The organism is Streptomyces sp. NBC_01017, assembly GCF_045162795.1.
In the GTDB taxonomy this organism is placed as follows: Bacteria; Actinomycetota; Actinomycetes; order Streptomycetales; family Streptomycetaceae; genus Streptomyces; species Streptomyces machairae.
Genome location: NZ_CP108683.1, coordinates 4,995,554 through 5,013,217, shown reverse-complemented (window position 1 = coordinate 5,013,217; position 17,664 = coordinate 4,995,554). Strand labels below are relative to the sequence as shown.

Below are 17,664 nucleotides of genomic sequence, written 5' to 3'. Positions count from 1 at the left end.
GTTGGCGCGAAGTCGACGGACGGTGAGGGAAGACGGCCAGGACGGAACGGTTTCCGGCCGAGAAACGTCGTGAAGGGTGTGGCGGGAAACCGTCGTACATGGGTTGTGCATGGGCGTGCACATAGGTCGGACACCAGGGCGCGGGCGCGTCGCGCGGGAAGGCAGTGGCGGCGTGAAGCGGTACGGGCTGCGGTTCGGACTGCTGGGACCGCCGGTTGTGTTCGAGGGCGGGACGGACGGCGGCGGTCCCGAGGACCGTGACGGTCCCAAGGACAGCGACGGTTCTTACGGGGCCTACGGCGGCCCGAGCCCCGACGATGCCCCGGCGAGCGTGTCCGCCCGCCCCGCCCGTCCCGACCGCGCTGACCGCGCCGTCCGGACCATCCGCAGTCCCAAGGTGCGGGCCCTGCTCGCCACGCTGCTGCTCGAAGGCGGCCGGGTCGTCTCCGTCGAGTCGCTGACGGACGTGCTGTGGGGCGGGGCACCGCCCCCGTCGGCGCGGGCCTCGCTGCACAACCACGTGGCCCGGCTACGGCGACTGCTCGACGACCCCGAACGGCTGCGGGCGGTGCCGCCCGGCTATGTCCTGCGCGTCGACGAGGGCGAACTGGACGTCGACGTCTTCGTGACCGGCGTCGCCGCGGCCCGCGTCGCCCATGCCGGCCGGGACTGGGAGCGCACGCTGCGCGAGAGCACGGCGGCACTCGCACTGTGGCGTGGCACGCCCCTGGCCGGCCTGCCCGCCGAGGTGGGCGGTTACGCGCTCGTCCAGCGCCTGGCGGAGGCGCGGCTCCTGCTCCTGGAGTGGCGCTACGACGCCGAGCTGAGCGTGGGCGGGCCACGCGTCGACGCCCTGGTACCCGAGCTTGCGGCCTTGGCCGCCGAGCATCCCCTACGGGAGTCCTTCCACCGTCACCTGATGCTCGCCCTGCATCGCACGGGCCGACGGGCCCAGGCTCTGGCGGTGCATCGTGATCTGCGCATGCGGCTGATCGAGGAGTTGGGGGTGGAGCCGGGGGTGGGGGTTCGGGCGGCGCATGTGGAGGTGCTGCGTGGGAGGTCGGAGGGGGGAGTCGGGGGAACCGGGGGTTCGCTGCGAGGGGGTTCGGGCGGTGGGATCGGGCGGGAGCCGGGTGGGGGCGGTGACGTGGTGCGCGGGGCCGTTGGCTCTGCCGTTGCCCACGACGGCGACGTCGCCCACGGTGCCGCGAACGACGTCGCCCACGGTGCCGCGAACTCTGACGCTACGCGCGATGACGACGCCATCCGGCGACCTGCGCCGGCCGATGCCCTCCCCGAGGAGGACACTCCGGCCGGCCCACCTCGACCACCCCGCCCCGCCCAGCTTCCGCCACCCCCGGCCCACTTCACCGGCCGCACTGCCGTACTCACCGACCTGCGCGGCACTCTCGCCCCAACGGCTACCCCCACTCCAACCCGGCCCCCCGCCAGCACCGTCGCCGTCATCAGCGGCATGCCCGGCGTCGGCAAGAGTGCCCTCGCGCTGGAGGCCGCACATGGGCTGGCGAATCGTTTCCCCGACGGCCAGCTCTACGTCAACCTGCACGGCGCCACCCCCGGTATGCCCCCACTCACCCCCGGCCAGGCCCTCACCGCACTCCTGCGCGACCTCGGCGCCGACCCCCGCTCCATCCCCGAACACCCGGACGCGGCAGCCGCGTTGCTGCGCTCGCTGCTCGCACCGACCCGCACGCTCATGCTTCTGGACGACGCCGCGAACGCCGCCCAGGTACGCCCGCTGCTCCCGGCGGGCCCCGGCTGCGCGGTGATCGTCACCAGCCGCTCCCCGCTGACGGCCTTGGACGGCGTCCGCCGCTTCCCGCTCACGCCCCTCACTGCCGAGGAGAGTGCGGCACTGCTGCGCGCGGCGTCGGGGCGGGACGGCTTCTACGGCGGCGAGGGCGGCTCCCGCCAGGCCGGCGACGGCCACCCACCCGGCAGCCAACCCCAAGCCCCCACCCCCGAGGGCCAAGCCCCCACCCCCGAGGGCCAAGCCCCCACCCCCGAGGGCCAAGGCCCCACCACCGAGCACCCCACCCCCACCAGCCCCCCAACCCCCACCCACCCCCTCATCACCCTGACCGGCGGCCTCCCCCTGGCCCTCCGTGTCGTCGCCGCCCGGCTGGCCGCCCGCAGTGCGCTCACCCCCGACACGCTGGCCGGGCAACTGGCCGCGGCGGAGAGCCGGTTGCATCACCTGGAGTACGACGACCTGAGCGTCCGCCGCTCCCTCGCCGTCGCCCACGACGCCCTCGCCGCCTCCGAACGCGAGGCCGACCGGGACGCGGCCCTCGCCCTGCGCCACATCGGCGCCCTCGACCTGCCCGCGTACGGCGCACCCCTGCTGGCCCGCCTGACCGGCACCGACGAGCGCCGCGCCGAGGCCGCCCTCGACCGTCTCGTCGACGTGGCCCTCCTGGAGGAGACGGCGTACGGCCGCTATGCCCCCCACGACCTGGTACGCGACTTCGCCCGCGAACTCGCGGGGGCCGGCGCGGGCGTTGACACCGATGGCGACGACGAGGTCATCGAGACCGCCCTGCGCTGGTACGCCGCCGTAGCCGAACGCACCCTCACCGCCATCGTCGAACCCGGCCTCGACCAGGACGACCGCCGCCGCCCGACCCCGACCCAAACGCCGGAGCACGCCACGACCGTCGCCACGGTGCCCCCCTTCCTCGGCGCCGAAGCCGCCTTCGCCTGGGGCGACTCGGAACTGGAGAACGTCGTCGCGCTGGTGGAGCAGTACGGCGGCGACGAAAGCGACGAGCAGTCCGCCCTGCCTACCGCCATCGCCTCCTCCCGTCTCTCCGCCCTCTCCACTCTCATCCGCCTCCTCTTCCCCTACCTCCAACGCAGCGGCCACGTAGCCGAAATGGAGCTCCTGGGCCGGACCGCCCTCCGTCTCGCTGGTCGGCTCGGGGACGACGCCGCCGAGGCATACGCTCTGGGCGACCTCGCCGGCCTGCACTTCCTGACCGGCCGCCACACCGAGGCCCTGCACCTCAACGACCGCGCCCTGACGATCTGGCGGCGGCTCGAAGTGATCTCCTGGATGCGTCGTTGCCTCAACAACCGAGGCCTGCTCCTCGAAGGGCTCGGCCGCTACGCCGAGTCGGGGGAGGCGTTGCGCCAGAGCCTGGAGTACTCACGGCAGTTGAACGACCCGCACGGCGAGGCGGTGACCTACAGCCACCTCGGCAACCTGTACGAGCACACCGACCCCCGGGCCGCCATCGAGCAGCACCGCCGCTCACTCGCCATCGGCGACGGGACCGGCAACTTCATCGTGCAGCACTCGGCCCACTGCAACATCGGCTACGCCCACCTCACCCTCGGCGAACCGGCGGCAGCCGCCGCGCACTTCGAGGAGAGCCTGCGCATCCTCGGCGGCCACGGCGACTGGCACGGCGAGTCCCAGACCCGTCTCGGCCTGGTCCGCGCCCTGCGTCTCCTCGGCCACACCGACCGCGCCACCCACGCCTGCGCGGAACTCCTCACCCGGGCCGACGCCCGAGCCGACCGCTACATGGGCGGCCTGGCCCGGCACCAGTACGGCCTGCTGCTGCGGGAACTGAGCCGTGTCCAGGCCGCGCACGCCGAGTGGCGCACGGCTCTCGACCTGCTGGAAGGCACCGACGAGAAGGCGGTCGTCGAGGAGCTCCGCCTCCTGCTGGAGCAGGCCCGGTGATCACTTCGCATCCGCATAGCACTCCACCACCGCCGTAGTGAACGGAAACCGCACCGGCGTCTCCCCGAACGTCAGCCGCCCCGCCAGTTCGGCCGCCTCACGGATCGCCGTCACGACCGTCTCGGCCTCTTCCTCGGGACAGTGCACGATCACCTCGTCGTGCTGGAAGAAGACCAGTTCCGCCGCCATGCCCGCGCAGGCCCGCCGCAGCGCAGCGAGCAGCAGCAGGGTCCAGTCCGCGGCGCTGCCCTGGACGACGAAGTTGCGGGCGAAGCGGCCCCGGGCGCGGGCGTTGGTGGAGGCGTAGCCCGGCCCCCAGTCCTGTGGCCCGGAGCCCTCGGCGGGCTCGTCCGGCACCGGAATGCCGGCCTCCTCGGCGGCGTCGTCCGTCGCCCCGGCCGCCGGTGGACACGTCCGCCCCAGCCACGTCCGCACGAGCCGCCCCTCCTCACCGGCCCGCGCCGCGTCGTCGACGTAGGCCACCGCCTTGGGGAAACGGCGTCTGAGCGCGGCGAGGTTCTTGAGCCCGTCTCCGGAGGTCTGGCCGTAGACGGCACCCAGCACGGCGAGCTTGGCCTGGGCGCGGTCGCCGGAGAAGGCGCGGTCCGACACCGACTGGTAGAGGTCGGACTCCCGTCCGGCGACCTCCATCAGCCCGGGGTCACGGGAGATCGCGGCGAGCACACGCGGTTCCATCTGGTCGGCGTCCGCCACCACGAGCCGCCAGCCGGGGTCGGCGACCACAGCGCGCCGGATGACCTTCGGAATCTGCAGTCCGCCCCCGCCGTTGGTCACCCACCGCCCGGTCACCGTCCCGCCCGCGAGGAACTCCGGTCTGAACCGCCCGTCGCGCACCCAGTCCTGCAGCCAGGACCACCCGTGGGCCACCCAGATCCGGTACAGCTTCTTGTACTCGACCAGCGGCTTCACCGCCGGATGGTCGAGGGACTCGATCTCCCAGCGACGGGTCGATCTGACCTTGATCCCGGCCTGCGCGAAGGCCTTGATGACGTCCGCGGGCAGATCGGGCCGCACCCGGCGACCGAAGGCCGCGGACACCTCGTCGGCCAGCTCGGCCAGGCGCCGCGGCTCCCCGCCCCCGGCATACCGCTCACCGAGCAGCTCGTGCAGCACCCGGCGGTGCACCTCGGCGCTCCACGGCAGCCCGGCCCGGTTCATCTCGGCGGCGACCAGCATCCCCGCCGACTCGGCCGCGGTCAGCAGCCGCATCCGCTCCGGATGCCCGGCCTTGTCGTGCCGGCGCTGCTGGTCGGCGTACACCTCGACGAGGTCGGCGAGCGGCACATGGACCGCCTGCGGCTCGAAGAGGGAGGACTGCGAGCCGGGTTCGGCGGACCGCTGGGGAGGATCGGGCGGTACGGGGCGCCCGCGCAGCCGGGCGAGGGCCGCGGCGGCCGATCTCGGCTCCCCGGACCGCCCCTCGTGACCCAGGAGGAGGGTCTCGGCGTCCTCGATGTCGTAGCACCGCTCCACTCGCACCCCCGTGGCGAGCAGGCGCGGATAGACCTCGGCGGTGGACCGCCACACCCACCGCGCGACATCGGGCCGCCCCCGCACGGCCTCCGCCAGGTCCGCCTCCCGGCGCACCGGCCCCGCGGGCAGCGCGTCCGGACCGAGGGGGGCGATCTCAACGCCGCCGTCCTCGGCCGGAGCGAGCGCCCACCGGTCGGTCATGCTGCGAGTGTGGCACCCGGGTCTGACAACGGCCTCAGCCCTGCGCCTCGCCCGCCTTGCCCTGCGCCTCGCCCTGCTCGCGGGCCTCCTTGCTCGTCTGCTCACCGCTCTGCAGGAACTGCGAGAGCAGCTCGACGACGTAGTCCTCCACCTCCTGCTTGGTGAGGCCGAGGCCGGACAGGACGCCGGTGCCGTTCTCGAACTCCAGCAGGGCCAGCAGCATGTGCTCGGTGCCGACGTAGTTGTGGCCGAGGCGCAGAGCTTCGCGGAAGGTCAGCTCCAGCACCTTCTTGGCGTCGGAGCCGTAGGGGACGAGCTCGGGCACCTCCTCGACGGCGGGCGGCAGCGCCGCGGTGGCGGCCTGGCGCACGGAGTCCAGGAGCACGCCCTGCGCCGTGATCGCTTTCGCGGCCAGGCCGTCGGGGTCGGCCAGCAGGCCGAGGACCAGGTGCTCGGGCCGGCCCTCGGAATTGCGGGCCGCGACGGACTCGTTGTGGGCGGCGACCACCGCGCCCCGGGCACGCGGCGTGTAGCGGCCGAAGCCCTGCTGCGGGTCGAGGTCGATGGACTCCTTTGGCACGAACCGCTTCTGCGCGGCCTGCCGGGTGACGCCCATGCTCTTGCCGATGTCGGTCCAGGAGGCGCCCGATCGCCGGGCCTGGTCCACGAAGTGGCCGATCAGGTGGTCGGCCACTTCGCCGAGGTGATCGCCGGCGATCACCGCGTCCTGGAGCTGGTCGAGGGGTTCCTGGTGGACCTTTTTGATGGCCGCGATGAGTTCGTCGAGACGTACGGATGACGTGATGGTCGGTTTCGTCGACATGTGTCAACCGTAGGTTGACACCAAGGGAGTGTCAACCCGTGGTTGACATCAGGCGGCCCGGGGTCTGCGGGCCCTCCCCGGCGGCCCCGCCTGCGCGACGCCCGCCCCGTGGCACCATCGCCAGGTGAGCAGTACGAACAGTTCGAGCGCCGCGCCCGGCCCCGTCGACCGGGCCTTCGGGCACGCCCTCTACGCCGACACCGACACCGCCCTCGACACCGGCGCCTCCCTACTCGCCGCCGACCCCGCCTCGGACGCCGAACTCGCCGAGCGCGGCCAGGAGTTCGTCGCGGCGGCCTGGCGGCGCGGCTGGCAGCCCGCCGATGTCGTACGGCTCGTGCGGCGCGAGCTGGAGGACGTGCATGTACGGCTGCTCTCGGCGCTGATCCACGCGCAGCAGCCGTACGACCGCCCCCGCGGCCCCCGCTGGAACGCCCAGCTCGACGACCTGCCCGCCGAGGCCCCGCCCCGCACCGACCGCTTCTCGCACGCGAGCGCCGTCCTGGAGCTGTACCGCCTCCTGCTGCGCCTGCCCGCGCTGGAGCCCCTCGACGAACCGACCGAGCCGGCCGGGCCGACCGCGCGGCGCCCCGGCTCCGAGTCCCGCATGCTCACCCGCATCCGCGCGCTGCTCGCGAAGGCGGAGGCGACCGGGTTCCCGGAGGAGGCGGAGGCGCTCAGCGCAAAGGCGCAGGAGCTGATGGCCCGGTACAGCATCGACGAGGCGCTGATCTCGACGCGTACGCAGGGCACGAAGGACGCCCCCGGCGCCTGCCGGATCGGCGTGGAACCGCCGTACGAACAGGCGAAGGCGGTCCTGCTGGACGCGGTGGCGACCGCCAACCACTGCCGAGCCGTGTGGAACGAACCCTTCGCCTTCTCCACGGTCGTCGGCTTCGAGGCCGACCTGGAGGTGGTCGAACTGCTCTACACCTCGCTCCTCGTGCAGGCCCGGACGGCGATGACGAAGGCGGAGGCGGCCCAGCGGGCGGGCGGCCGCAAGCGGACCAAGACCTTCCGGCAGTCCTTCCTGGCGGCGTACGCCCACCGCATCGGCACCCGCCTGACGGAGGCGGCGCAGACGCAGGTGACTCAGGACCTGCTCCCCGTCCTCGCCACCCGCGAAGTGGCGGTCACCGATCGCCTGGACCGCATGTTCCCGGAGACGACCACGACCCGCCTGCGCGGCGTCAGCGACGAGGCGGGCTGGGTGGAGGGTTCGGAGGCGGCCGACCGGGCACAGGTGGCTCCCCGCCGGCCGCTGCGCTGAACCGCCGGACCGGCGTCAGTCGCCGGTCCGCTGGAATCCGCTCACCGAGGCGTCCGGCGCTTTCCCGTCGCTCTTCAGAGCGACATCGCCGTACGACCACTTGAAGCTCTGCGTCTTGCCGGACCCGGGCAGCCGGACCTTGACCGTCTCCACGGCGAGGCTCTTGCTGCCGCCCTCCTCGCCCCGGACGTAGGTGAGGGTGAAGGAGGTCGAGGCCTCCTTCACGAGGGTCGTTCTCGTCGACGCGACGGCCCCGGCAGCCTCCTCGGCCGCGACGGACGTCGATGTGCCGCCCGCGTCGAACTCGACGGTGGGAAGCCCGGCCAGGACGCACTTGCCGCCGCTGCGGTTGGTGACCGTGACGGGGACGTTGCCGGTGTCCCCGGCAGCGGGGGCGGCGTTGGCGGGCCCGAACTCAACGGCCAGCTCGCCGACACAGGCGGAACCGGCCTTGCTGTCCTGGGTCTTGCCGCCCCCGTCCCCGCCGTCGTCGCAGGCGGTCAGGAGGAGGGCCGCGGCGAGGGCGGCGACGGTGAGGGAAGTGGCGCGCATGGGTCCTCTGGGAGTGGCTCGGTGAGCGGGCGGCGATCTCTGCACCGATCATCGGTGATTGCCGCATGGATCGGCAGCAGGCCACCGCACTGACCGGGCGGACGTCACCGATGAAACATCACGATCCCAGACCGGCCGTAGGCAGCCCCGTCGGCAGCTTCCCGCCCTGCGACCTGGTGTACGTCTCGGCGCCGAGGCCGCCCTCCCAGGTCACCTTCAGCTGCGACTTGTCGACGGAGTCGACCATCCCGGTCGCCCGGCCCTTGCTGCCGTCGGTGCACTTCAGGCGGATCATCTTCATCCCGCCCTCCTCGCCGGCGGTCCCGCTGCACACGGTCCCGCCGGTCGCGAAGAGGCCTGCCTGCTTGCCGGTGACGACCAGCGCGACGGCCTTGCCGTCGGTCGTGGCGAGCCAGCTGCCCTCCAGTTCACCTGAGGCGGACGCCGATCCGCCTCCCGTACCGCCGCCCGTGTCGGCGCCGGAGGTCGCGGAGGGGCCGGCCGAGGAGCCGTCCTTGGCGTCGGAGTCGCCGTCGCCGCTGCACCCGGTCAGGGCGAGCGCGCCGGCCAGGGACGCGGCCATGGCCGCGGCCCGCATCCGCCGGCCCGACATCGTGCGCATACGCGAGAAAGTCGCCGAGGTCACTGGAAGCTCCCAAGCTGTAGCGGTCGGCATACGGCCGAGTCGGCCATGTGGCCGAAACGACCGCTGCAAGTTACCAGGGAGTCCGGTCCGAAGCCCCGGAACGTGCCGGACCTACCAGGACGCCTTGCGCACTCCCGGCAGATACCCGGCATGCGCCTGCTCCCGCAGACCCACCCGGGACAGCCCGAAGGCACGGAAGTAGCCGCGCGGCCGCCCGTCCACCTGGTCGCGGTTGCGTACGCGCGTGGCGCTCGCGTTCCGCGGCTGCCTGCTCAGCTCCCGCCGGGCGGCGAGCCGTTCGGCAGCCGTGGACGAGGGCCGCCGGATGATCTCCTTCAGCTCGGCCCGCCGGGCGGCGTACCGCCCGACGACCTCCTGCCGCTGCCGGTTCTTCGCGATCTTGCTCTTCTTGGCCATCAGACCTTCACCCCCCGGGCGCGGATCCGGGCGACGGCGGCCTCGACGCCGATGACGTCGACCGTCTTGATCCCCTTGGCGCTCAGCCGCAGCCGTACATACCGGCCCTCGCCGGGCAGCCAGTAGCGCTTGGTCTGGATGTTGGGGTCGAAGCGGCGGGAAGTCCGCCGATGGGAGTGGGAAATCGTGTTGCCGAAGCCGGGCCGGGCGCCGGTCAGCATGCAGTGGGCGGACACGGGTGACGCACCTCTCCTCGCTCGCTACTGTTAATGGAATTCATTTTCAGTAAGATAGCAGCATGGCACGCACCGAACTCCGTCCGGTCATCAAGCTCCGGTCCACCGCCGGAACCGGCTTCACCTATGTGACCCGCAAGAACCGCCGCAACGACCCCGACCGCATGGTCCTGCGCAAGTACGACCCGGTCGCCGGCCGTCACGTCGACTTCCGAGAGGAGCGCTGAGCATGCGCAACGGAATCCACCCGCCCTACGGCCCCGTCGTCTTCCGCGACCGCGCCGCGAACCACGCCTTCCTCACTCGCTCGACGATGACCAGCGAGAAGACGATCGAGTGGGAGGACGGGGCCACCTACCCCGTCGTCGACGTCGAGATCTCGAACGTCAGCCACCCCTTCTACACCGGCACGGCCCGCGTCCTGGACACGGCCGGCCGAGTCGAGCGCTTCGAGCGCCGCTACGGGCAGCAGGGCTGACCCCGTGCCCGAACTCTCCGTCGTGATCGTCGGCGGCCTGCACGCCGACGCCCGCAAAGAGGCCGTGGCACGGCTGCTCACCGACGTCCCCGACAGCGTCGTACTCCACCACGACCTGTCGACGGCCGCCGCCGGCACAGTCGTACGGACGATCCGCGATGCCACCGGCATCGTCAGCGCCGGCGAGGCGCCCCTCGTCAACGACTGCGCCTGCTGCGCCCTGCGCGAGGACCTGGTGCCCGAACTCCTGCGCATCCGGGACGCCGGCGGCACCCGTATGGCGATCGTCGAGCTCTGGGACTCGGTCGAGCCGAAGGCCATGGCCGAGGTGGTCACGGCAGGCGGGCTCACGGTCACCGGCGTGCTCACCGCGGTCGACCCGGCGCTGGTCCTGCCGTATCTGGGCAACGGCGACGACCTGGCCGAGCGCGGCCTCGCGGCGGCGGCGACCGACCGGCGCACGGTCGCCGACACGTTCGCGCGCCAGCTGGAGTACGCCCCCGTCCTCGCCGTCGCCGCATCGCCGGAGGCCGACGACGAGGACCGCGAACTTCTCGCCCAACTCCACCCGACGGCCCGCCAGGTCCCGATCGACGACCTGACGGTGCCCGCCCCACGCCGGCGCTCCCTGTCCTCCCTCGCCCGGGCGGCCCTGGCCGGCTTCGACGTCGAGGCGGCCGACGCCGCCCAGCACCCGGCCTGCGCCTTGCTCCCCGCCGACGCCGACGCGCACGGCGTCTCCACCCTCGTCTGGCATCGCCGCCGCCCCTTCCACCCGGAGCGGCTGTACGCGGCGCTGGAGGACCTGACCTGCGCGGCGGCCCGCAGCCGTGGCCGGTTCTGGCTCGCCGACAAGCCCGACGTGCTACTGCACTGGGACGCGGCGGGCGGCGCCCTGTGCGTGGAGAGCGCGGGCCCGTGGCTCGCCTCGCTCCCCGACGCGGCCTGGGACATGGTCCCGCCGGTACGCCGGGCTGCCGCCGCCCTTGACTGGCACGCCGAGCACGGCGACTGCTGCCAGCACCTGGTCTTCACGTCGCCCGCCCTCGACCGCGACGGCCTGGAGCAGCTCCTCGAATCCTGCCTCCTGACCGACGCCGAGTACGCCGCCGGCCGCGCCGCCTGGAAGCAGCTCCCGCCCGCCTTCGACACCCTCCTGGAGGTCTGACCCCCCATGCCCCGCAAGCCCGACCACAAGCCCGTGAAGTCCCGCCCCAACCCCCTGGACCAGGCCGGCATCACCTACATCGACTACAAGGACACGGACCTTCTCCGCCGCTTCCTCTCCGACCGAGGCAAGATCCGCAGCCGCCGCATCACCCGAGTAACGGCCCAGCAGCAGCGGAACCTGGCAAAGGCGATCAAGAACGCAAGGGAAATGGCCCTGCTCCCATACGCCACCCGCTGACCCCCACGGGCTGAATTGCCGCGACCGGCCTGGAACACCAACGCCCCAGAACGCGTCTCTTCCTAATACACGAGGGACCGATCCCGACTGCGACGCGATCCCCGGGGCATGCGAGGGAAATGCTGGAACGCATCCAGTCCCGCATACGTCACAGGAGTAACCACAGGAACACCCCCCGTGCACGTGCATCTGCTCATGCAGTTGCACGTGAACAGAGCTATGATCCGGACGCACACCACTGAACACCACCGGGGAGCGACCTGTGGACCACGACGTGTACAACGGCATGGCAGCCACGGATCTGAACGGGGTGGCCTGGCAGAAGAGCAGGCACAGCAACTCCCAGGGCTCCTGCGTCGAGTTCGCGAGGCTCCCCGGCGGCGATGTCGCCGTGCGCAACTCGCGCTTCCCGGACGGCCCGGCGCTCGTCTACACCCGCGCCGAGATAGAGGCGATGCTCCTGGGCATCAAGGACGGCGAGTTCGACCACTTGGTGGCGGGCTGAGACCAGCCGCCGGCCACGCCCACCGACCAACAGTGCATACCCACCGAAAACAACCAACGCAACGCGCGTAGAACTACGACGTCAGCACGCGCCGCAGCGCATCATTCGGCCGCCCCGGAACCCCCCTGCGGCGCCGGAAGCCGAAACAGTGCCCACACCACCTTGCCGCTGAGCGCCCCAGCCATCGGATGCCACCCCCAGCTGTCACTGAAGGAGTCCACAAGGAACAGCCCCCGCCCCGACTCCGCCGAAAAGTCGTCGGAATCGCGCGCGACCGGACTGTCATGGCTGGGGTCACGCACCGCACACACCAGCCGCTCGGTCCACCGCATCAGATGCAGCCGCACCGGCGGCGCCTGGTCGTGCACTCGCTGCGCACTCGCCGGCAGGGCATGGCGCAGCGCGTTGGTCACCAACTCCGAGACCACGAGGCACACATCGTCGAAGCGATCGCCCAGTTCCCACTGATCCAGGGTGCGGCGCGTGAACTTCCGTGCCTCACGCACCGCTTCGTAGCGGGCCGGCAGTGCACAGGAGGCGGCGTTGGAGACGGCTGCGGGATCAAGCGGCGGAAGGCCCTGCCGTAACGGCTCGAGCATGGTCGATCCATTCGTCCCCATGCGAGGCACTCCCGGGAGTTCGCGGTCGTTGCGATGCAGCGGTTGCGCGGGACCATGGTTTCGGATGCGCAGGGCAGATGCAAGGGCAGATGCACGTGCACGTGACCGAATTGGCCGTTCCCGTACCGCTTGTTGGCCATTTTTTCCGCCAACTTCAGCACCTTTCCTTGCTCACCCCTCACCTCTTCCTGAGGGAAATCCTTGTCTTCTTTCCATCTCTGTAATCGGACGAGTACTGCTCGAAGTGATTTAGTGGCAGACTGCGGGCCCTGAAGACGGTTGGGGAGGCTGGCGAACGTGAGCGCGGGAGAGCCCGGATCGGTGGTGCGGCGCATGCTGCTCGGCTCGCAACTGAGGCGACTGCGGGAAGCGCGCGGGATCACGCGCGAGGCGGCGGGTTACTCGATCCGCGCCTCGGAGTCGAAGATCAGCCGGATGGAGCTGGGCCGGGTGAGCTTCAAGACGCGTGACGTCGAAGACCTGCTGACGCTCTACGGCATCACGGACGAGCAGGAGCGCGCCTCGCTCCTCTCCCTCGCCCGCGAGGCCAACGTCGCGGGCTGGTGGCACAGTTACTCCGACGTCCTGCCCAGCTGGTTCCCCACGTATGTCGGCCTGGAGGGCGCGGCCAGCCTCATCCGCGCGTACGAAGTGCAGTTCGTGCACGGCCTGCTGCAGACCGAGGCGTATGCCCGCGCGGTCGTCAGGCGCGGCATGAAGGGCGCGAGCAAGGCCGACGTCGACAAGCGTGTGGCGCTGCGCCTGGAGCGGCAGAAGTACCTCATCGACGCGAGCGCCCCCGAGTTCCACATCGTCCTGGACGAGGCCGCCCTGCGCCGCCCGTACGGCGACCGCGAGGTGATGCGCGGCCAGCTCCAGCACCTGATCGAGATCTCCGAGCGCCCCAACGTACGGCTGCAGATCATGCCGTTCAGCTTCGGCGGCCACTCCGGCGAGTCCGGTGCCTTCACCCTTCTCAGCTTCCCCGAGTCCGACCTTTCGGACGTCGTCTACCTGGAGCAGCTCACCAGCGCGCTCTACCTCGACAAGCACGAGGACGTCACCCAGTACGAGAAGGCGCTGAAGGAGCTTCAGCAGGACAGCCCGGGTCCGGACGAGAGCCGGGATCTTCTCCGGGGTCTCCTTCAACTCTCTTGAAACACAAGTACGATGACGTGTGATCAGACCGTGAAGGCGGTCTGGGCGATCGAGTTCGATCAACGCGATCAAGGCCGGTCGAAGCCGGTCAGGGCTTCCGTGATCACTCGATCGGGTATCCGCTAGGGATTGAGGGATCACATGTCGTCCTACTTCACCGACCTGGCTCAGCAGTACATCGACGGTGAGTGGCGCCCGGGCACAGGTTCCTGGGACATCATCGACTTCAACCCGTACGACGGTGAGAAGCTGGCGTCGATCACGATAGCCACGGTCGACGAGGTGGACGACGCCTACCAGGCCGCCGCCCGTGCCCAGAAGCAATGGGGCGCGACCAATCCGTACGCCCGCCGTGCCGTCTTCGAGCAGGCGCTGCGCCTGATAGAGGACCGCGAGCAGGAGATCACCGACGTGATCATCGCCGAGCTCGGCGGCACGCGGCTGAAGGCGGCCTTCGAGCTCCACCTCGCCAAGGAGTTCCTGCGCGAGGCGGTTCACCTGGCCCTGCGTCCCGAGGGCAAGATCATCCCGTCGCCGATCGACGGCAAGGAGAACCGCGTCTACCGCGTCCCGGTCGGCGTGGTGGGCGTCATCAGCCCCTTCAACTTCCCCTTCCTCCTCTCCATCAAGTCGGTCGCCCCGGCCCTCGCACTCGGCAACGGCGTGGTGCTGAAGCCGCACCAGAACACCCCGATCTGTGGCGGTTCCCTGGTGGCGAAGATCTTCGAGGACGCGGGCCTGCCCGCCGGCCTCCTGAACGTCGTCATCACGGACATAGCCGAGATCGGCGACGCCTTCATCGAGCACCCCGTCCCGAAGGTCATCTCCTTCACCGGCTCCGACAAGGTCGGCCGCCATGTCGCCACCGTCTGTGCCTCGCTCTTCAAGCGCTCGGTCCTCGAACTCGGCGGCAACAGCGCGCTGGTGGTCCTGGACGACGCCGACATCGACTACGCGGTCGACGCGGCGGTCTTCAGCCGGTACGTCCACCAGGGGCAGGTCTGCATGGCCGCCAACCGCGTCCTCGTGGACCGCTCGGTCGCGGACCGGTTCACCGAGAAGTTCGTCGCCAAGGTGAAGGCCCTGAAGGCCGGCGACCCGCGCGACCCGGAGACCGTCATCGGTCCGGTCATCAACTCCTCTCAGGCGGAGGCCATTTCGGCCACCGTCGAGCAGGCGATCGCGGAGGGCGCGACGGCTCTCGTGCACGGCGCGACGACGGACAACCTGGTCGAGCCGTCCGTCCTCACCGGTCTCCCGGCCGACTCGCCCCTGCTGAAGCAGGAGGTCTTCGGTCCGGTCGCCTTCCTGGTGCCGTTCGACGGCGAGGAGGAGGCCGTACGCCTCGTCAACGACACCCCGTACGGCCTCAGCGGTGCCGTCCACACCGGCAACATCGAGCGCGGCGTCGCCTTCGCCAAGCAGATCGACACCGGCATGTTCCACGTCAACGACGGCACCGTCCACGACGAGCCGATCGTCCCCTTCGGCGGCGAGAAGCACTCCGGCCTCGGCCGCCTGAACGGCGAGACGATGTTGGACGCGTTCACGACCACGAAGTGGATCTCGGTGCAGCACGGCAGGAGCGGCTTCCCGTTCTGAGGGTCAACGAGGCTGAACGAGGGTGAACAGGGTGCTTCCCGGGGCTGATCTCGGCCCCGGCCGCCCGCCGCCCTAATCTGGACCGCATGTCAGCGATCCGTCTTCTCGTGCTCGGCGCGGTCCGGCAGCACGGGCGTGCCCATGGGTACCAGGTGCGCAACGACCTGGAGTACTGGGGCGCGCACGAGTGGTCCAACGCCAAGCCCGGCTCGATCTATCACGCCCTGAAACAGATGGCGAAGCAGGGGCTGCTGCACGCCCACGAGATCGCGCCGTCCACGGCCGGCGGGCCGCCGCGCACCGAGTACGAGATCACGGAGAAGGGCACCGAGGAATACCTCGGGCTGGTGCGGCAGTACCTCACGGCGTACGACCAGCGGCCGGACGTGCTCACCGCCGCGCTCGGCTTCATGGTCGACCTGGACCGCGAGGAAGTCCTCGCCCTCCTGGAGGAGCGGGTGCGCAGCATCGAGGGGTGGCGCAAGGCGGTCACCGAGTACTACACGCCCGAGGAGGGCCCAGCCCAGCTCGGCCACATCGGCGAGATCATGAACTTCTGGGTCCACTCCGCCGACACCGGCGCCGAGTGGACCCGCGGTCTGATCGGACGCATCCGGGGCGGCGCCTACACCTTCTCCGGCGAGGGCGATCCGTTCGTCGGGATCCTTGCCGACGACCAGGAGAACCCGTACGCGTCCGGGGAGCGGCACCCCGAGGATCAGAGCTGATCAGGTCCGCGAGCTAATCAAGTTTGACTAAGTGCGTCCCGGGTATTAGCTTCGAGCTGGTAGTCAAGTTTGACTAGCGAGGGAGATTCAGTGGCCGACGCGGCGATCATCGTCGAAGGGGCACGCAAGAAGTACGGCGGCAAAGCCGGCACACACGCACTGGACGGGCTCGACCTCACGGTCGCGCGCGGCACCGTGCACGGGGTGCTCGGCCCGAACGGCGCGGGCAAAACGACCTTGGTCCGCATCCTGTCCACCCTCCTGCGGCCGGACAGCGGCCACGTCGAGGTGGCGGGACACGACGTGCTGCGCCAGGCCTACGAGGTGCGCCTGCGCATCGGCCTGCTCGGCCAGCACGCAGCCCTGGACGAGGAGTTGGGCGGCCGGCAGAACCTGGAGATGTTCGGCCGCCTCTACCACCTGGGCGCCCGCCACGCGCGCGTGCGGGCCGACGAGCTCCTGGAGCGCTTCGGCCTCGCCGACACCGGCCGCAAGCCGGTGAAGCAGTACAGCGGCGGCATGCGCAGGCGACTGGACCTGGCGGCCTCACTCATCACCGACCCGGAGGTGCTCTTCCTGGACGAACCCACCACCGGCCTCGACCCGCGCGGCCGCGTCGAGGTCTGGTCCGCCGTCCGCTCCCTGGTCGGCGGCGGCACGACGGTCCTGCTCACCACCCAGTACCTGGAAGAGGCCGACCAGCTCGCCGACCGCATCTCGGTCGTCGACGCCGGCCGGGTCATCGCCGACGGCACCGCGGACCAGCTCAAGGCGCTCACCGGCGGTGACCGCATCGACGTGGTCCTGCGGGACGCGGGCCAGCTGGGCGCGGCCGTCGTCCTGCTGCCCGTACCGAAGGACGACGTCTCCGTCGACCCCGACCGCCGCCTGCTCAGCGCCCCGGTCACCGACCGGATGGCGGCGCTCTCCGGTGTCGTAAGGGCGCTGGAGGAGGCCGGGATCGAGGCGGAGGACGTCGCGCTGCGCCGCCCGACGCTGGACGAGGTGTTCCTGCACCTGACCGGGCGCGGGGACCGAGTGAAGGAGGCCGTGTGACCGCGTACGCACTGACCGACTCCTGGACCATGACCCGCCGCGAACTCGCCCACTGGGCGCGGCAACCCGTGCAGGGCTTGGTCAACCTGGTCTTCCCCGTGATGCTGCTGCTGATGTTCGGCTACCTCATCGGCGGCGGCCGGGGCCTGCAGGGCTCCTACATCGACTATCTGGTCCCCGGCATGCTCGCGCTCACCATGGCCTTCGGTCTGGAGGGCACGATGATCGCGGTCACCCAGGACCTCAACAAGGGCGTGATCGACCGCTTCCGGTCCATGCCGATGGCCAACGGGGCGGTGCTGGTGGGCCGTTCGGTGGCCGACATGCTCCAGTCGGCGCTGTCCCTGTTCGTCCTCATGGGTGTCGGATACGCGCTGGGCTGGCGTGCGGCGGGCAGCCCGGGGGCGTTCCTGGGCGCCGTGGGGCTGCTCCTGCTGTTCCGTTTCGCCATGCTGTGGATCGGTATCCACCTGGCGCTGGTGGCCGGAAAGCCGGAGATGGTGCAGGCGGTGCAGATCCTCGTCTGGCCGATCGGCTTCCTGTCCAACGCCATCGCGCTGCCCGAGTCCATGCCCGGCTGGCTCGGCACGGTCGTCGAGTGGAACCCGATGTCCCGGACGGCCACGGCCGTACGCGACCTGTTCGGCGGTACGGGCATGGACGGCGTCGGCCCGGCGATCGTGTGGCCACTGGTGCTCCTGGCGGTGTTCTTCCCGCTCGCGCTACGGCGGTTCGGGCGCCTGAGCCGGTAGCAGGCC

Annotated in this window: 19 protein-coding genes; 12 read left to right on the top strand and 7 right to left on the bottom strand. The window is 71.1% G+C overall.

Features of this window, described 5'->3' with window-relative positions:
• Window positions 1-172: 172 nt before the first annotated feature.
• Entirely contained in the window at window positions 173-3,712 is a 3,540-nt protein-coding gene (locus OG331_RS22720; RefSeq protein ID WP_406199068.1) for a BTAD domain-containing putative transcriptional regulator, read from the top strand.
• On the opposite strand, the gene OG331_RS22715 is transcribed toward OG331_RS22720, so the two are convergent.
• Together OG331_RS22715 and OG331_RS22710 are read right to left on the bottom strand one after the other, a co-directional pair.
• Window positions 3,713-5,407, bottom strand: a complete 1,695-nt coding sequence (locus OG331_RS22715) for a bifunctional 3'-5' exonuclease/DNA polymerase (protein WP_406199066.1) — start codon at window positions 5,405-5,407, stop codon at window positions 3,713-3,715.
• Window positions 5,408-5,441: 34 nt separating this feature from the next.
• Complete coding sequence (locus OG331_RS22710; protein ID WP_406199064.1) at window positions 5,442-6,230, bottom strand: Clp protease N-terminal domain-containing protein; 789 nt, start codon at window positions 6,228-6,230, stop codon at window positions 5,442-5,444.
• Between the two features lie 124 nt (window positions 6,231-6,354).
• On the opposite strand from OG331_RS22710, the gene OG331_RS22705 reads away from it, so the two are divergent.
• Window positions 6,355-7,500 (top strand): DUF2786 domain-containing protein, encoded by a 1,146-nt coding sequence (locus OG331_RS22705; protein WP_406199061.1) that lies wholly within the window; start codon window positions 6,355-6,357, stop codon window positions 7,498-7,500.
• 15 nt (window positions 7,501-7,515) lie between these two features.
• Here OG331_RS22705 and OG331_RS22700 read toward each other — a convergent pair whose 3' ends face one another.
• The 4 genes from OG331_RS22700 to rpmB all read right to left on the bottom strand — a co-directional run bounded on the left by OG331_RS22700 (window position 7,516) and on the right by rpmB (window position 9,351).
• Window positions 7,516-8,052: a DUF4232 domain-containing protein gene (locus OG331_RS22700; protein WP_406199058.1), complete on the bottom strand. Its 537-nt coding sequence runs from the start codon at window positions 8,050-8,052 to the stop codon at window positions 7,516-7,518.
• A gap of 118 nt (window positions 8,053-8,170) precedes the next feature.
• On the bottom strand, window positions 8,171-8,674 hold the full coding sequence (locus OG331_RS22695) for a hypothetical protein (RefSeq protein WP_406199055.1): 504 nt from the start codon (window positions 8,672-8,674) through the stop codon (window positions 8,171-8,173).
• Between the two features lie 135 nt (window positions 8,675-8,809).
• Window positions 8,810-9,115, bottom strand: coding sequence for a 30S ribosomal protein S14 (gene rpsN / locus OG331_RS22690; protein WP_406199053.1), 306 nt, complete (start codon window positions 9,113-9,115; stop codon window positions 8,810-8,812).
• The gene (rpmB, locus tag OG331_RS22685) at window positions 9,115-9,351 is read right to left on the bottom strand and encodes a 50S ribosomal protein L28 (RefSeq protein ID WP_019753827.1); all 237 of its coding nucleotides are present in this window, start codon (window positions 9,349-9,351) and stop codon (window positions 9,115-9,117) included. Before rpmB ends, rpsN begins: the two co-directional genes overlap by 1 nt.
• Before the next feature lie 62 nt (window positions 9,352-9,413).
• Between rpmB and rpmG the strand changes: the two genes are divergently transcribed.
• The 5 genes from rpmG (at window position 9,414) to OG331_RS22660 (ending at window position 11,742) form a co-directional block, all read left to right on the top strand.
• The gene (rpmG, locus tag OG331_RS22680) at window positions 9,414-9,578 is read left to right on the top strand and encodes a 50S ribosomal protein L33 (protein WP_391408179.1); all 165 of its coding nucleotides are present in this window, start codon (window positions 9,414-9,416) and stop codon (window positions 9,576-9,578) included.
• A gap of 2 nt (window positions 9,579-9,580) precedes the next feature.
• Window positions 9,581-9,829 (top strand): type B 50S ribosomal protein L31, encoded by a 249-nt coding sequence (locus OG331_RS22675; RefSeq protein ID WP_406199050.1) that lies wholly within the window; start codon window positions 9,581-9,583, stop codon window positions 9,827-9,829.
• Between the two features lie 4 nt (window positions 9,830-9,833).
• Window positions 9,834-10,997, top strand: a complete 1,164-nt coding sequence (locus OG331_RS22670; RefSeq protein WP_406199048.1) for a CobW family GTP-binding protein — start codon at window positions 9,834-9,836, stop codon at window positions 10,995-10,997.
• Between the two features lie 6 nt (window positions 10,998-11,003).
• Window positions 11,004-11,237 (top strand): 30S ribosomal protein S18, encoded by a 234-nt coding sequence (rpsR, locus tag OG331_RS22665; RefSeq protein WP_406199046.1) that lies wholly within the window; start codon window positions 11,004-11,006, stop codon window positions 11,235-11,237.
• Between the two features lie 286 nt (window positions 11,238-11,523).
• Window positions 11,524-11,742: a DUF397 domain-containing protein gene (locus OG331_RS22660; RefSeq protein ID WP_217207196.1), complete on the top strand. Its 219-nt coding sequence runs from the start codon at window positions 11,524-11,526 to the stop codon at window positions 11,740-11,742.
• 101 nt (window positions 11,743-11,843) lie between these two features.
• Here the strand turns inward: OG331_RS22660 and OG331_RS22655 are convergent, their stop codons facing one another.
• Window positions 11,844-12,362, bottom strand: coding sequence for an ATP-binding protein (locus OG331_RS22655; RefSeq protein WP_406199044.1), 519 nt, complete (start codon window positions 12,360-12,362; stop codon window positions 11,844-11,846).
• A gap of 333 nt (window positions 12,363-12,695) precedes the next feature.
• Between OG331_RS22655 and OG331_RS22650 the strand changes: the two genes are divergently transcribed.
• The 5 genes from OG331_RS22650 to OG331_RS22630 all read left to right on the top strand — a co-directional run bounded on the left by OG331_RS22650 (window position 12,696) and on the right by OG331_RS22630 (window position 17,658).
• A complete protein-coding gene (locus OG331_RS22650; RefSeq protein WP_406210206.1) occupies window positions 12,696-13,520 on the top strand; it encodes a helix-turn-helix domain-containing protein in 825 nt (274 codons plus the stop codon).
• Window positions 13,521-13,661: 141 nt separating this feature from the next.
• Complete coding sequence (locus OG331_RS22645) at window positions 13,662-15,122, top strand: aldehyde dehydrogenase family protein (protein ID WP_406199042.1); 1,461 nt, start codon at window positions 13,662-13,664, stop codon at window positions 15,120-15,122.
• An 86-nt stretch (window positions 15,123-15,208) separates the two neighbouring features.
• Window positions 15,209-15,850, top strand: coding sequence for a PadR family transcriptional regulator (locus OG331_RS22640; RefSeq protein WP_406199040.1), 642 nt, complete (start codon window positions 15,209-15,211; stop codon window positions 15,848-15,850).
• A 90-nt stretch (window positions 15,851-15,940) separates the two neighbouring features.
• A complete protein-coding gene (locus OG331_RS22635) occupies window positions 15,941-16,906 on the top strand; it encodes an ATP-binding cassette domain-containing protein (protein ID WP_406199038.1) in 966 nt (321 codons plus the stop codon).
• Entirely contained in the window at window positions 16,903-17,658 is a 756-nt protein-coding gene (locus OG331_RS22630) for an ABC transporter permease (RefSeq protein WP_406199036.1), read from the top strand. Before OG331_RS22635 ends, OG331_RS22630 begins: the two co-directional genes overlap by 4 nt.
• The last annotated feature ends 6 nt before the right edge of the window (window positions 17,659-17,664 follow it).